Raw genomic sequence first — 14,247 nt, 5'->3', positions numbered from 1 at the left:
GGTCAGCAGCAGCGTGACGCGGTGCGCGCCCACCCGGCGGGCGGTGAAGGCGATGGCGTCCAGCGACGGCCGGTCCAGCGCGTCGGCGTCGTCGACGCAGCACAGCACGGGGTGTTCCCGGCCGAGCGTGGCCAGCAGCGTGAGCACGGCCATGGACAGGGCGAGCCGGTCGTCGGCGGCGCAGCCCTCACCGGACAGCGCCCGGGTGAGCGCCCGCGCCTGGTGGGCGGGCAGTTCCACGATCCGGTCGACGACGGGCTGGAGCAGGCTCTGCAGTCCGGCGTACGGCAGGTCGGACTCCTCGTCCAGGCCGGTGGCCCACAGACGCACGGTTCCGTCGGGGGCGGCGGCCGCCGCGTGGCGCAGCACAGCGGTCTTGCCGCCGCCCAGGTCGCCGTGCAAGAGCAGAGCCGAGCCGAGCCCACCGGCCGCGCCCGCCTGAAGTTCGGCGATCGCCTGCTGCTCACGGTCCCGGCCGCGCAGCCGTGGTATGTGCACTGTCGATGCATTTACCATGCCGACAGTGTTACCTATAAGTAACGGCTTTGGAAAGACGCGGATCGTGCCGCTTATGCCATCCCCGACGCCATCGCGGTGAGCAGCAGCGCGGTGACGGTGCGCACCATGACGCCGCGGGCCGCGTCGACGTCCAGGTCGAGCCCGTCGAGCAGCATCGACCAGGCCGGCCACATGGTGGACGCGATCAGCGCGGCGAGCAGCTGCTCCCGTCCCGGGCCGGCCATCTCCAGCTCGGAGGCGAACAGCACGGACACCTCGTCGCGTACCCGCTCGATGTGCTTGAGCCGGTTGCGGCGCAGCTGCGCCGAGACCGGCTCGCGCATCGCCGCGGCGCGCGCCATCGGCGCGATCAGCTGCAGCAGCTCGGCCCGCTGGCGGCAGTACTCCTCCACCCGCCGGTTCAGCGGCAGCGACGGGTCCACCGGCCGGTAGGCCGCGTCCTGGCGGGCGAGCACCCGCACGCCACTGGCCTCGAACAGGGTCTCCATGTCGGAGAAGTTGGTCCACAGCGCACGCAGCGAGACCCCGGCCCGCTCGGCGATGCGCTCCCCGGTCGGCCGCAGATCACCCTCCGTGATGAGCGCGAGGTGCGCATCGACGATGGCGGCCCGGGTGCGCTCGGCACGGGCGGTGCGCCCGTCGACCCTGCCCTCGGTGCCGGTCCTGCTCATGCCGCTTCTGCCCACCTCTCCACGGCCCCACCGACCGCGCCGACCGAACGTGCACGCAGAGTGTAGTCGCGCCGCCGACGGCGTGATCCCGCCGCTCGGCACCCCGTCCGCGATGCGGGCGCGCCGAGCGCGCCCGGCCCACGGCCGCCGAGCCCGGCGCGCTCGGCGCCGCGGCGAACCCGCCCGGGGCTCACGAGCCCGACAGCCGGTGTTCGAGCTCCTGCTGCAGCCGGTTCATGCCGCGCAGCCACCGGTCGGGGTCGGCGGCCCGCCGCTCGTAGAACGCGGCGACCTCGGCGTGCGGCAGCACCAGGAAGGCGTCTCCGCCCAGCGCGGCCACGACGGCCTCGGCGCACTCCTCGGCACTGATCGCGCCCGGGTCCAGCAGCACGCTGCCGCCGGGGCCGGACGACTCCAGCATCGGGGTGCGCACGCCCTGCGGGCACAGCGCCTGCACGACGATCCCGCGGTGGGCATAGGTGGCCCGCAGCCATTCCGCGTGCGCCACGGCCGCGTGCTTGGTGACCGCGTACGGCGCGTTGCCCAGCATCGTCAGCAGTCCCGCCGCGGACGCCGTCACCAGCAGGCGGCCGCTGCCGGCGGCCAGCCAGCGCGGCAGCAGCGCCTGCGCGGCCAGCACGTGCGACTGCACGTTGACCCGCCAGGCCAGGTCCCACGCCGCGGCCCCGTCGGCGGGCGGCGCGACCCCGGCGTTGGCACAGAACAGGTCCAGCGCGCCGAAGGACTCCCACGCGTAGTCCACCAGCGCGGCGACCTGCGCCTCGTCGGCGACGTCGGCGGGGAACACCCGCCCGCCGGTCTCCTCGGCGACGCGCTGTGCCGCGCCTGGGTCACGGTCGTTGACGACCACGCGGGCACCGGCCGCAGCGAAGCGGCGGGCCATCGCGGCGCCGATGCCCGAGCCGGCGCCGGTGACGACGACCGCTGCGCCGTCGAGATCGAGGGCGGTCACGTGGACTCCATCCAGGTGGGTTAATTGCACTAGCAGTGCCGATATTAGGGACCGCCACGCGGGCGGTCAACGGACCACGGTCATGGTGACATGCCCCACCTGGCGCGGCATTGACAGGGCCATGCCGAAAGATGCAGCTTGAGTGCACAAAGATAGCCGTACTCGTGAAAGGACCTGACCGTGCCTGAAGCTGTGGTGGTCGCCGCGGCCCGCTCCCCCATCGGCCGCGCCAACAAGGGCTCCCTGGCCACGAAACGCCCCGACGACCTGGCCGCCGACATCGTGCGCGCGGCCCTGGACCAGGTGCCCGCCCTGGACCCCCGCGAGATCGGCGACCTGGTGCTCGGCTGCGGCCAGCCCGCGGGCGTGCAGGGCCACAACCTCGGCCGGGTGGTCGCCACCATGCTGGGCTTCGACCACCTGCCCGGCACCACCGTCAACCGGTACTGCTCGTCCTCGCTGCAGACCACCCGGATGGCGCTGCACGCGATCCGGGCCGGCGAGGGCGACGTGTTCCTCTCCGTCGGCGTCGAGTCGGTGTCGCACTATGGCCTCGGCCGCAGCGACGGCATCCCCGGCACCCGCAACGAGGCGTACGCGCCCGCGCTGGCGCGTACCGAACGCCGGGCCGCTGTCGACGCGCCCACCTGGCACGACCCCCGCGAGGACGGGGAGCTGCCCGACGTCTACATCGCGATGGGCCAGACCGCCGAGAACGTCTCCCAACTCAAGGGCGTCTCCCGCGAGCTGCAGGACGAGTTCGCCTGCCGCTCCCAGAACCTGGCCGAGCAGGCGATCAAGGACGGCTTCTGGGCACGTGAGATCACCCCGGTCACCCTGCCCGACGGCACCGTGGTCAGCGCCGACGACGGCCCGCGCGCCGGGGTCACGCTGTCCGCGCTGGCCGGGCTCGCACCCGTGTTCCGCCCCGACGGCACCGTCACCGCGGGCAACTGCTGCCCGCTCAACGACGGCGCGGCGGCCCTGGTCATCATGTCCGACGTCCGCGCCGCCGAACTGGGCATCACCCCACTGGCCAGGATCGTCTCCACCGGCCTGTCCGCCCTGTCCCCCGAGATCATGGGCCTCGGCCCGGTGGAGGCCTCCCGGCAGGCCCTCGCCCGCGCCGGCATGTCCATCCGCGACGTCGACCTCGTCGAGATCAACGAGGCGTTCGCCGCCCAGGTCGTCCCCAGCGCCGCCGAACTCGGCATCGACTGGGACAAGCTCAACGTCAACGGCGGTGCCATCGCCGTCGGCCACCCCTTCGGCATGACCGGCGCCCGCATCACCACCACCCTGCTCAACTCCCTGGCCTGGCACGACAAGACCATCGGCCTGGAGACCATGTGCGTCGGCGGCGGCCAGGGCATGGCCATGGTCCTCGAACGCCTCTCCTGACCCCGCCCACCCCACCGGCCCGGCATGCGCAGGCATGCCGGGCCGGTGCTCACCGGGCGTCGATCATGAAGTTAGGCCAGTGACACGCCGTCGAGCCGTGCCATAAGTTCATGATCGACGCGGAAGGGCGGCGGTCAGGCTGCTGCCGGGATGGTGTTGGCGGTGGGGGCGGGGCGTTCTTCCTTGTACTCGTTGACGGGGCCGGCGGCGGAGTCGGTCTCGTAGACGGGGCCGAAGAACTCCTGGTTGCCGGCGGTGACCTTGGTGAGCTTGCCGCCGCCGTAGCCTGCGTGGTTGTCCTTGCTGTAGCGGAACGGGGCGAGGCCGGGGCCCTTGAAGCCGCCCTTCTCGATCGCGGCGAGCAGGCCCTCGCGGGTGAGGTCCTTGCCGGCCGCCTGGAGCGACTGCACGAACAGGTACGCCACCGACATGCCGTACACGGTGTTGCCGTTGAACGGGGCGCTGCCGTTGTACTGGTCGTGGATCTTCTTGAAGGCCGCGGTCCACGGGTCGCTCATGTCCACCGGCGACGGCAGGTTGGAGATGCCGACCATGCCCTCCAGCAGGACCTTGCCCGCACCGAGCACCTTGGACAGGGTCAGGTAGTCCGAGCCGACGTTCGACACGACCCACGCCGGCTTGAAGCCGAGGCGGGCGGCGGTGCCCATGGACAGCGCGGTGAAGCCCGGCACGGTGGCCAGCACGACGACCTCACAGCCGGCCGCCTTCAGGGCGCCGATCTGGGGGGCGACGTTCTGGTTGCTGGTGACGTACTTCTCCTTGGCGACCACGGCGCCCGCGCCGAGCACCTGCTCGACGCCGACCAGGCTGTCCCGGCCGAAGTCGTCGTCCTGGCCCATGAAGCAGACCTTCTTGCCCGCGTGGGTGGCCTTGATGTGGGTGGCCAGGATCTTGCCCTCGACGGTGTAGTCGGTGTTGAACCCGAACGTGCCCGGGTACTTGTCCGGCTGGTTCCAGCTGCGGCTGCCCGAGGCGACGAACAGGTCCGGCACCCGGTTGGTCTTCAGGAAGTCCAGCACGCCGGTGTGGGTCGGGGTGCCCAGGCCGTTGAGGATGGCGAAGACCTTGTCCTCCAGGACCAGCTTGCGCACCACGGTCTGGGTGTTGGCCGGGTTGTAGCCGTCGTCCATGAACTTGTACGTGATCTTGCGACCGTGCACGCCGCCGTTGGCGTTGACGTAGTCGAAGTACGCCTTGCTCGCCGGGGCGATCTCGGAGTAGCCGGCCGCGGCGGGGCCGGTCAGCGGCATGTGCGAGCCGATCACGATCTCGCCCGCGGTCACGCCGGGCACCTCGGCCGGCGGGGTGTTCGCGTCCTCGCTGCAGGCCGCGACAGCCGTGAGCAGCACGGCGGCCGTGGCGAGCGAGAGCCCGCGTCGGGTCAGGGCCTTCATGGTGACACCGATCCTTCCGTCACGTTTACATTGATGATTATCGATATAACAGGGGTGGAGCGGTTGGTACGGTGGTGCGGCCGTGAGATCAGCGGGCAGGCGCCCGCCGCCGGGCCCCCGCGCCGATCCGGCGCAGCAGGCCCTGCACGCCGCCCGGGGCGGCGATCATCACGACGATCAGGGTCAGCCCGAAGACGGCCAGCGGGAGGTTGCCCTCCAGCCGCTGCGCCACCGCGGGCGACAGGGACACCCAGGTCGTGGTGTCGTGGGTGAGGTCGGGCAGCGCCACCAGCAGGATCGCTCCCCACACCGCGCCCGACAGGCTGCCCAGGCCGCCGATCACCACGGCCATCAGCAGGAACAGCGACAGGGTCAAGGAGAACGCGCCCGGCGAGACGCTCTGCGCCAGCAGCGCCATCAGGCCGCCGCCGAGCCCGGCGCTGGCCGCGCTCACCACGAACGCCAGCACCTGGGTACGCGCCACGTGGATGCCGGACAGCCGCGCGGCCACCTCGTCGTCGCGTACCGCGCGCAGGTTGCGCCCGATCCGGCTGCGCACCAGGTTGGCCAGCAGCAGCATGGTCAGCAGCGCCCCGCACAGCGCGACCCAGGCCTGCCAGCGCTCGTTCGGGAAGTACAGCCCGAGCGACAGCGGCGGCGGCTCCACGGCGACCGACAGGCCCTGCTCGCTGTTGAAGACCTCGTCGAAGGTGACCGTCGCGGCGGGCACCGCGATCGCCACCGCCAGGGTCACGCCGGCCAGGTACGGCCCGCGCAGCCGGGCGGCGGCCAGCCCGATGACCGCACCGGCGGCCATGGTGACCAGCACGCCCAGGGCCAGCGACAGCGGCAGCACCTGGTTGCCGGTGATCCCCCGGTCGGCGAGCGCGTTCTGGGTCAGCGCCACGGTGTACGCGCCGACGGCCATCAGCGCGCCGTGCCCCAGCGACAGCTGCCCGTTCATGCCGACGAGCAGGGTCAGCCCGGCCGTCGCGCACAGATAGGCGGCGACTGTGGCCAGCTGGAAGTTGCGGAACGGGTCGAGCTGCTGGGTCAGCAGGAACAGCACGACCCCGGCGAGCACGGTGAGCAGCAGATGGCGCAGCAGGGTCGACCGGTTCAGGAAGCCCGGCAGGGCCAGTGCCCGGCGTGGTGCGGGGGCCGTCGCAGGCGCGGTCGGAGTGATCGTCTGCTCGCTCATGCCTTCTCCTCGCTGCGCTCGTCGGCGGCACGAGTTCCTGCCGACATGATTCGCTCGCTCCGCTCGTTCATGCCTGCCTCGCCACGGTGCTGGAGAAGAGGCCGCCGGGGCGGACCAGCAGCACCGCGAGCAGCAGCACCAGCACTGCCATCGGGGTGACGTCGCTGCCCAGGTAGCCGCTGACGTACGAGAGGATCAGGCCGACGGTCAGGCCGCCGACCACCGCGCCCGGTGGGCTGTCGAGTCCACCGACCACCGCGGCGGTGAACGCGGACACGAACACCAGGTCCATGGCGTGCGGGTGCAGGCCCAGCTCGGTGGGGATGACCAGCAGCGCGGCGAGCGCGCCGACCGCCGAGGCCAGCGCCCAGCCCAGCGTCAGCATGCCGCCGACGTTCACGCCGAGCAGCCGCGACACCTCGGGGGCGAAGGCCGAGGCCCGCATCCGCAGGCCGACGGAGGTACGCGTGAACAGCAGCGCGAGCCCGACCAGCACCAGCAGCACCGCTCCGAAGACGAACAGGTCGTATCGCGACAGCAGCGGCACGTCACCCACGCTCAGCGCGGTACGGCTGAACGGGGTGCCCGCGGGCAGGAACTCGTTGCCGTACACCATGCCCAGCACAGCCTGCAGCACCAGCACCAGGCCCAGCGCGACGATCACCTCGGACAGCGGTGAGGCGTGGTCCACGAAGCGCATCACCGCCCGCTCGACGACCACGCCGATCAGCAGCCCGCCGAGCAGCGCCGCGGCGAAGCCCAGCCAGTACGAGCCGGTCGCCGTGGTGACGCTGTAACCGGCGTACGCCGCGGCGACCGCCATCGCGCCCTGGGCGAAGTTGACGATGCGCGCGGCCCGCCAGATCAGCACCAGGGCCAGCGCGAACGCGGCCAGCACCGCCCCCTTGGACAGGCCGTCGAACGTGAGGAACACGAAGCGGTCCAACGGATACCTCCTTCTAGCTCTTGTCGGGGCGGGCTCAGAAGCCCAGGTAGGCGTGGCGCAGTTCCTCGTCGTCGCGCAGCCGGTCGGCGCTGGTCGCGGTGACGATCCGGCCCAGCGACATGACCACGGCCTCGTCGGCGACCGACAGCGCGCTGCGCACGTTCTGCTCCACCAGCAGCACGGTCAGCCCGGTGGTGTCGCGCAGCTGCCGCAGCAGCGCCATGATCTGGGCGATGACCCGGGGCGCGAGGCCCAGCGACGGCTCGTCGAGCAGCAGCAGCCTCGGGCGGGCGACCAGGGCGCGGCCCAGCGCCAGCATCTGCCGCTCGCCGCCGGAGAGCTGGTGACCCGCGCTGCGGCGACGCTGCGCCAAGGGCTCGAACAGCTCGTACACCTCGGTCAGCGCCTTGGCCGCGTCGGCGCGGTCACGCCGCCACAGCCCGCCGAGCCGCAGGTTCTCGTCGACGGTCAGTTCGGCGACCACGCCGCGGCCCTCGGGCACGTGCGCCATGCCCCGGCGCACCAGCTGCTCCACCGGCACGTCGCGCAGCGGCCGGCCGCCGTAGACGACCTCGCCGCCGCTCGGCTTGACCAGCCCGGACAGGGTGCGCAGCAGCGTGGTCTTGCCCGCGCCGTTGGCCCCGAGCACCGCCGCGATGGTCCCGGCCCGCACGGTGAGGTCGACCTCCTGCAGCACGGGCGCCGCGCCATACCCGGCGGTCAGGCCGTTGACCTGGAGGATCACGTCGTCAGCGGTCATGCCGAAGCCTCCTGGCGGCTGGTGGTCGGGGTGGCCGCGTCGGCCTCGGCTCCGAGGTAGGCCTCGGCGACCGCAGGGTCGTCGCGCACCTCCTGCGGGGTGCCGGTGGCGATGAGCCGTCCGAAGTCGAGGACCGCGATCCGGTCGCAGACCTGCATGACGAGATCCATGTGGTGTTCGACCAGCATCACCGAGCAGCCCGCCGCGGCCGGCAGGGTGGTGATCAGCGCGGCCAGCTCCTCGATGTCCTGCGCGCCCAGCCCGCCCGCGGGCTCGTCGAGCAGCAGCAGGCGGGGGCGGCCGGCAAGCGCGCGGGCCAGCGCGACGCGCTTGCCGACCGCGTAGGGCAGGGTGCCGGGCAGCGCCGCCGCGTACGCCCCGACGTCGAAGCGGTCGAGCAGGGCCAGCGCCTCCTCGCGCAGCCGCCGCTCGTCGCGGTCGCTGCGCGGCAGGCCGAGCAGGCCGGAGAAGAAACCGGCGCGGGCGGTGCAGGTCGCGCCCGCCATCACGTTCTCCAGCACGGTCAGCCCGCGGAACAGGCCGACGCCCTGCAGCGTGCGGGCGATGCCGAGCCCGGCCAGCCGGTGCGGGGCGGGCGTCAGGCGCGCGCCGTTGAGTTCGAGGGTGCCCGAGGTCGGCCGGACCAGCCCGCAGACCACGTTGAACAGCGTGGTCTTGCCCGCCCCGTTCGGGCCGATGACCCCGACGACCTGCCCGGGGGCCACCTCCAGCGACACGTCGTCGAGTGCGGTCAGCCCGCCGAAGCGCACCCCGATGCCCCGCAGGAACAGGCTGTGGCCTGCCGCGTGTGTCTGCCCGGAAGGCGGTCTCATCGTCACCTCTACAGGTCGGTCGGGGTCGATATGAGGGAGGGCTAAGTTATTACACTAGGAGTGTAGGTTTGGGAAACCGCTCGTCAATACCCTTGTTACGACCCCGTGACCTCACTGCGCGAAGCCGTTCAAATCACGTGATCCACGGGCACGAAGAAGCCCGCCGTCCGCACCGGACACCGTCTAGTCGATCTTTATATGCACGCTCGGTGAAGCAACCCGGTCAGGCGGGCGCGAGGTCGGCGAAGGTGGCCAGGACCGCGCGATGCCGCGCCGCCGTGCCGTACGCGACGGACGCGCTCTTGGCCCGCTTCAGGTAGAGGTGCGCCGGGTGTTCCCAGGTGAAGCCGATGCCGCCGTGCATCTGCACGCACTCCTCCGCCGCCCGCACCGCGAGCGGGCCGTTGTGCGCCTGGGCCAGGGATGCCGCGAGCCGCGCGTCGGGGTCGCCGGCCGCCGCGCAGGCCACGGCGTGCCGCGCCACCGCCCGCGCCTGCACCAGTTCCACCCACAGGTCGGCCAGCCGGTGCTTGAGCGCCTGGAACGAGCCGACCGGCCGCCCGAACTGGTAGCGGGTGCGCAGATGCTCCACCGTCGTGTCCAGACACCACTGGGCCAACCCGAGCTGCTCCGAGGCCAGCAGCGCCGCGCCCGCGACCAGCGCGGCGTCCAGCGCTGTGGCGGCCCGGTCCCCTGCCGCCAGCAGCCGCGCGGGCGCGTTCCACATCGCAAGGTCGCACAGCGGCCGCGTCTCGTCCAGCGACACCACGCCGGTCCGCCGCATGCCGGGGGCGTCCGCCTCTACCGCGAACAGCGCTCCGCCCGCGGGCACCAGCAGCACCCGCGCCCGCGATGCGTCGGCGACGCTGCTCACCCGGCCGTTGAGCAGCGGGCTGCCGTCCGCTGCGGTCGACACCTCGACGTCCGGCAACCGCGGACCGGCCGCCCCGTTCGGCGGGGCCGGCGCCGGGCCGATGTCGAACGGCACCGCGAGCGCCACCACCCCGCCGCCCGCCAGTTCGCGGAGCAGGTCGGTCTCGCTGAGGTGCAGCAGCACCTGACCGGCGACCGCGACCCCGAGATAGGGCACCGGCGCGGCGGCGCGGCCGAGTTCCTCCAGCACCACCGCGGTCTCGGCGAGCGTCGCGCCCGCGCCGCCCAGGTGTTCGGGCACGGCGAGAGCCGCCAGCCCGGTCTCCACGGACAGCAGCCGCCACAGGTCGGCGTCGTCCGGTTCGGGGCTCTCGGCGACCTTGAGCACCCGCGCCCAGCCGGCGTGGTCGGCGAGCATCGCGCGCACCGAGTCGCGCAGCTGCTCCTGCTCTTCGGTGTAGCGCAGGTCGAGGGTCATCGGGGCAGGTCCTTCCAGGCGACGCCGGTGTCCTGACGTGGCTCGGCGGGCAGGCCGAGCACCCGCTCGGCGACGATGTTGCGCAGCACCTCGGAGGTGCCGCCCTCGATGGAGTTGCCCTTGGCGCGCAGCCAGCGGTAGGTGGGGCCGCGGCCGATCAGGTCCAGCTCCTCGGGGCGGTCGGCGCGCCAGTGGTCGTGCCGCAGGCCCTCCGCGCCGAGCAGCTCCACTTCGGTGCCGGAGATCTGCTGGGTGAGCGCGGCGAAGGCGAGCTTCATCGCCGAACCCTCGGGGCCGGGTTCACCCGCGGCCAGCTGCTGGCGCAGCCGGAGGCCGGTCAGCCGCAGCGCCTCGGCGCGCACCCACAGCCGCAGCACCTCGTCGTGCAACGCGGGGCTGCGCAGCTCAGGCCGCTGCCGCCAGGTGCGGGCCAGCACGCCGATCATCCCGCCCTCGCGGGGCAGCGCTGCCCCGCCGATGGCGACGCGCTCGTTCATCAGCGTGGTACGCGCCACCGCCCAGCCCTCGCCGACCGCGCCGAGCCGCAGCTCGTCGCCCAGGCGTACGCCCGACAGGAAAACCTCGTTGAACTCGGCTTCGCCGGTGGCCTGCCGCAGCGGGCGCACCTCGACGCCGGGGGCGTGCATGTCGCACAGGAAGTAGGTCAGCCCGGCGTGCTTGGCCACGGCCGGGTCGGTGCGGGCGAGCAGGATGCCCCAGCGCGCCTGGTGCGCCATGGACGTCCACACCTTCTGCCCGTCGATCACCCAGCCGTCGCCGTCGCGTACGGCGCGGGTGGCGACGCCGGCCAGGTCGGACCCGGCGCCGGGCTCGCTGAACAGCTGGCACCAGACCTCCTCGGCCGTCCACAGCGGACGCAGGAAGCGTTCGCGCTGCTCGGCGGTGCCGTGGCGCAGGATGGTCGGGGCGGCCATGCCCAGGCCGATGCCGATGCGGCGCGGGCTGTTGTCCGGCGCGCCCGCCGCGGCGAAGCGCTGGTCCACCACCGGTTGCAGCACCCTCGGTGCACCGAGCCCGCCGAGCCCGACCGGATAGTGCACCCAGGCCAGCCCGGCATCGAACCGGGCGCGCAGGAACTCCAGCCGGTCGCCGGCCGGATCGTGCCCGGCCAGGAAGCCGTCGATCCGTTCCCGCAGGCTCTCGGCCGTCACCGGCTCCGCCGCGCTCGCCCCCACCTCGGCCCCCTTCGCCGCAAACTTGATGCACTGCGAGTGCAATATAAGCGCGGGACGGCCGCTGCGGAAGAGGGCGGCCACCGGCGATGATCGCGAGCCGCAAGACCGGTGATTTCGCCGATGTCTCCGGCGCGTTACGACCGGACAGTGTCCTGATTACCCAGCGTGCTCCCCGGTGCCGCCGATCGTCGCCGGGACGGGGCGAGAGGAGACGTCAGGTGCCTGAACTCGGCGTACGTGCGCAACGGCGGGGATGGCGGTGGCTGCTGCTGATCCCGATCCTCGCCCCGCTGCCGGTCGGCCTCTACAACCGGCTGGAGCCGCAGCTGTGGGGTGTCCCGTTCTTCTACTGGTATCAGATCGGCTGCGCGGTGCTGGCCATGGCGGTCACGACGCTCGTGCACCGGCTGACCCGGGCGGGGCGGTGACCGTGGACGCACGTCAGGTCGAGATCGGCGTCTTCGCCGTGCTGCTGGGCGCCATGCTGGTGCTCGGCTTCGCCGCCGCGCGCTGGCGGCGGCCGCCGAGCCTGCACTCACTGGAGGAGTGGGGCGTCGGCGGGCGCGCGTTCGGCAACTGGGTCACCTGGTTCCTGCTCGGCGGCAGCATGTACACCGCGTACACCTACATCGCCGTGCCCGCCCTGGTGTACGGCGTCGGCGCAGCGGGCTTCTTCGCGGTCCCGTTCGCCATCATGACCGCGCCGATGGCGTACCTGATCAGCACGCGCACCTGGTCGGTCTCGCACGCGCACGGCTTCGTGACCTCGGCCGAGTTCACCCGGGCCCGATTCGGCTCGCGCGGGCTGGCCGCCCTGGTCGCGGTCACCGGCATCGTGGCCACCATGCCGTACATCGCGGTGCAGCTCGTGGCGCTGCAGGCGGTGATGAAGACGCTCGGGGTCACCGGCGAGTGGCCGCTCACCGTCGCGGTGCTCGTCGCGTCGTTCTGCACGTTCCGGTCCGGGCTGCGCGCCCCCGCGCTGCTGTCCATCGCCAAGGACGTGCTGCTGCTGTGGCTGGTGCTGGCGATCGTGCTGCTGGTCGCCATGTCCGGCGGCTGGTCGGCGGCGTTCCGCGGGTCCGGTGAGCGCTTCACCGCCGACGTCTCCCCCGCCAGCGGGCTGCTGCTGCCCGAGGGCGGCTGGCTCGGCTACCTGACCCTGGTGCTCGGCTCCGCGCTGGCCATCTTCGCTTACCCGCACGCGCTGACCGGCATCCTGGCCGCGCGCGACCGGGCCACGGTGCAGCGCAACGCCGCCGCGCTGCCGGTGTACTGCCTGGCGCTGGGGCTGGTCGCGATGCTCGGCTTCTTCGCGATCGGGCAGGGCGTGCGGCCGGTCGGCGGGGACCTGAACACGGTCGTGCCGCAGCTGTTCCACGAGGTGTTCCCGGCCTGGTGCGCCGGCATCGCGTACGCCGCCGTCGGCGTCGCCGCGCTGATCCCCGCCGCGGTCATGTCGATCGCCGCCGCGAACCTGTTCACCCGCTCCATCTACCGCGAGTACCTGCGCCCCGGCGCGTCGCCGCGCGAGGAGGCCCGGGTCAGCCGCTGGGTGTCGCTGCTTGCCAAGTTCGGCGCGCTCGTCTTCATCCTGCTGCTGGACCCGCAGTTTTCCATCGAGTTCCAGCTCATCGGCGGCGTCATCGTGCTACAGACGGTGCCCGCCGTGGTGCTCGGCCTGTGGACGAACTGGTTCCACCGCTGGGCGCTGGCCGCGGGCCTGCTCGGCGGCCTGGCCACCGGCCTGTTCCTGCTCTACCTGGTCCCGCAACGCGCCCCCGACGGCCGCATCGTCAAGGCCCACTTCGGCGGCTCCAACCTGCCGCTGTCCCAGCTCGGCCTCGACAGCCGCTCCGCCGTCTACACCGGCCTGATCGCCCTGGCCGTGAACCTCGTCATCGTCGTCGCCGCCACCCTCCTGCTGCGCGCCCTGCGCGTCCCCGCCGGCGTCGACGCCACCCACCCCGCCGACTACCACGCCGACGCCACCACGACCGGCCCGACCAGCACCGCCCCCCGCCACTCCGACTCCCTGCTCGACGGCCCGTCCCGCCCCCGCGTCGGCGCCCACGCCGCCCGCTGACAGCGAAAGGAGGGGCACCTTCACATCGCTCCGCGATGTGAAGGTGCCCCTCCCGACAAGGAACAGCCTCTGAACTGCGCCAGGCCGCGCCACCCCGAAGGGCGGCGCGGCCTGAGGCTGCGTGGTGGTGCGTTGTGTCAGGCGGCGTACGGACCCTGGCCGTACTTGGCCAGCACCAGGTTGGCGGCCAGCTTCTCCCACTTGGCGTAGTGGTCGGGGAAGGCCGAGACCTGCACCGTCTGAGCGGCGTCGGTCAGCGCCATCCTGTCGTAGCCCTCGACGTTCTTCAGGCCGTTGTAGAAGGCCTTCGAGGAGTAGACCGGGTCGGTGATCTCAGCCGGGGTGCCCCAGCCGGCCGACGGGCGCTGCTGGAACAGGCCCAGCGAGTCGTGGTCGTTCATGTCACCCAGGTGACCCAGGTTGCGCAGGGTCGACTCCTGGGCGGCGGTCGCGACCGCGATCACCCACGCGCGCGGCGGCAGGCCCATCTTCTGGCCGGTCTCGATGATGACCTCCGCGTTGTGCTTCTGCTCCGCGGTGGGCTGGAAAGTCTCCTGGTATTCCGCGACCGGAGCCGGCATGAGCTGCTGGCGGCTGGGCGCCTTGGCGGACTGTTGGGCCTGCTTGATGGCGGGAGCCTTGGTAGCCGGCTTCGCGGCGGGAGCCGCGGCGACGGCCTTGGCCTGCACAGCGGCGGCCTCGGTGGCGGGCGCCGCGAATGCCTGGGCGACAGCCTTGGCCTCGGGCGCGGTGGCAGCCGCGGGGTTGGCGCTGGCGGGCGAGCCGGCGATGCCGGTGAGCACTGCCATGCCGGTGGCGGCGAGTACTGCCCGGAAGGACACGCGCTTGAGTGCGGGCAGGTGCCGTGCCATCAGGTCGACGTTGACCACGAGTA

The 14,247-nt window shown here is 72.6% G+C and carries 14 protein-coding genes; 3 read left to right on the top strand and 11 right to left on the bottom strand.

Translation table 11 applies throughout. The features are described from left to right. The 3 genes from AB0B35_RS34560 to AB0B35_RS34550 all read right to left on the bottom strand — a co-directional run. Nucleotides 1–498 (bottom strand): AAA family ATPase (locus AB0B35_RS34560; protein WP_361053796.1); only part of this gene is annotated, 498 nt, incomplete at its 3' end. Between the two features lie 71 nt (nucleotides 499–569). Next, nucleotides 570–1,190: a TetR/AcrR family transcriptional regulator gene (locus AB0B35_RS34555; protein ID WP_361053793.1), complete on the bottom strand. Its 621-nt coding sequence runs from the start codon at nucleotides 1,188–1,190 to the stop codon at nucleotides 570–572. A gap of 190 nt (nucleotides 1,191–1,380) precedes the next feature. Then, entirely contained in the window at nucleotides 1,381–2,163 is a 783-nt protein-coding gene (locus AB0B35_RS34550; protein WP_361053790.1) for an SDR family oxidoreductase, read from the bottom strand. 180 nt (nucleotides 2,164–2,343) lie between these two features. Between AB0B35_RS34550 and AB0B35_RS34545 the strand changes: the two genes are divergently transcribed. Then, a complete protein-coding gene (locus AB0B35_RS34545) occupies nucleotides 2,344–3,564 on the top strand; it encodes an acetyl-CoA C-acetyltransferase (protein WP_361053787.1) in 1,221 nt (406 codons plus the stop codon). Between the two features lie 134 nt (nucleotides 3,565–3,698). On the opposite strand, the gene AB0B35_RS34540 is transcribed toward AB0B35_RS34545, so the two are convergent. From AB0B35_RS34540 to AB0B35_RS34510, 7 genes are all read right to left on the bottom strand, one after another. Then, the gene (locus AB0B35_RS34540) at nucleotides 3,699–4,979 is read right to left on the bottom strand and encodes an ABC transporter substrate-binding protein (RefSeq protein WP_361053784.1); all 1,281 of its coding nucleotides are present in this window, start codon (nucleotides 4,977–4,979) and stop codon (nucleotides 3,699–3,701) included. An 88-nt stretch (nucleotides 4,980–5,067) separates the two neighbouring features. Next, nucleotides 5,068–6,180 (bottom strand): branched-chain amino acid ABC transporter permease, encoded by a 1,113-nt coding sequence (locus AB0B35_RS34535; protein ID WP_361053781.1) that lies wholly within the window; start codon nucleotides 6,178–6,180, stop codon nucleotides 5,068–5,070. 67 nt (nucleotides 6,181–6,247) lie between these two features. Beyond that, entirely contained in the window at nucleotides 6,248–7,126 is an 879-nt protein-coding gene (locus AB0B35_RS34530; RefSeq protein WP_203697288.1) for a branched-chain amino acid ABC transporter permease, read from the bottom strand. Nucleotides 7,127–7,160: 34 nt separating this feature from the next. Continuing rightward, entirely contained in the window at nucleotides 7,161–7,886 is a 726-nt protein-coding gene (locus tag AB0B35_RS34525) for an ABC transporter ATP-binding protein (protein ID WP_361053777.1), read from the bottom strand. After that, on the bottom strand, nucleotides 7,883–8,719 hold the full coding sequence (locus tag AB0B35_RS34520; protein ID WP_361053774.1) for an ABC transporter ATP-binding protein: 837 nt from the start codon (nucleotides 8,717–8,719) through the stop codon (nucleotides 7,883–7,885). The genes AB0B35_RS34525 and AB0B35_RS34520 overlap by 4 nt, the downstream gene beginning before the upstream one ends. Before the next feature lie 223 nt (nucleotides 8,720–8,942). Then, complete coding sequence (locus tag AB0B35_RS34515; RefSeq protein WP_361053771.1) at nucleotides 8,943–10,070, bottom strand: acyl-CoA dehydrogenase family protein; 1,128 nt, start codon at nucleotides 10,068–10,070, stop codon at nucleotides 8,943–8,945. Beyond that, complete coding sequence (locus AB0B35_RS34510) at nucleotides 10,067–11,266, bottom strand: acyl-CoA dehydrogenase family protein (RefSeq protein ID WP_361053768.1); 1,200 nt, start codon at nucleotides 11,264–11,266, stop codon at nucleotides 10,067–10,069. Before AB0B35_RS34510 ends, AB0B35_RS34515 begins: the two co-directional genes overlap by 4 nt. A 218-nt stretch (nucleotides 11,267–11,484) precedes the next feature. On the opposite strand from AB0B35_RS34510, the gene AB0B35_RS34505 reads away from it, so the two are divergent. Next, nucleotides 11,485–11,694, top strand: a complete 210-nt coding sequence (locus AB0B35_RS34505; protein WP_239167841.1) for a DUF3311 domain-containing protein — start codon at nucleotides 11,485–11,487, stop codon at nucleotides 11,692–11,694. Between the two features lie 2 nt (nucleotides 11,695–11,696). Then, nucleotides 11,697–13,352, top strand: coding sequence for a sodium:solute symporter (locus tag AB0B35_RS34500; RefSeq protein WP_361053765.1), 1,656 nt, complete (start codon nucleotides 11,697–11,699; stop codon nucleotides 13,350–13,352). 137 nt (nucleotides 13,353–13,489) lie between these two features. Here AB0B35_RS34500 and AB0B35_RS34495 read toward each other — a convergent pair whose 3' ends face one another. Further along, nucleotides 13,490–14,242 (bottom strand): hypothetical protein, encoded by a 753-nt coding sequence (locus tag AB0B35_RS34495; RefSeq protein ID WP_361053762.1) that lies wholly within the window; start codon nucleotides 14,240–14,242, stop codon nucleotides 13,490–13,492. Nucleotides 14,243–14,247 lie beyond the last annotated feature (5 nt).

This window comes from Catellatospora sp. NPDC049133 (assembly GCF_040648455.1).
In the GTDB taxonomy this organism is placed as follows: domain Bacteria; phylum Actinomycetota; class Actinomycetes; order Mycobacteriales; family Micromonosporaceae; genus Catellatospora; species Catellatospora aurea.
This window is presented reverse-complemented; position numbering and strand designations above follow the sequence as displayed.

Bases quoted from the DNA above. Each gene is read 5' to 3' on its own strand.
- AB0B35_RS34515 (WP_361053771.1), bottom strand. From the start codon at position 10,070: ATGACCCTCGACCTGCGCTACACCGAAGAGCAGGAGCAGCTGCGCGAC.
- AB0B35_RS34535 (WP_361053781.1), bottom strand. From the start codon at position 6,180: ATGAGCGAGCAGACGATCACTCCGACCGCGCCTGCGACGGCCCCCGCA.
- AB0B35_RS34555 (WP_361053793.1), bottom strand. From the start codon at position 1,190: ATGAGCAGGACCGGCACCGAGGGCAGGGTCGACGGGCGCACCGCCCGT.
- AB0B35_RS34540 (WP_361053784.1), bottom strand. From the start codon at position 4,979: ATGAAGGCCCTGACCCGACGCGGGCTCTCGCTCGCCACGGCCGCCGTG.
- AB0B35_RS34520 (WP_361053774.1), bottom strand. From the start codon at position 8,719: ATGAGACCGCCTTCCGGGCAGACACACGCGGCAGGCCACAGCCTGTTC.
- AB0B35_RS34525 (WP_361053777.1), bottom strand. From the start codon at position 7,886: ATGACCGCTGACGACGTGATCCTCCAGGTCAACGGCCTGACCGCCGGG.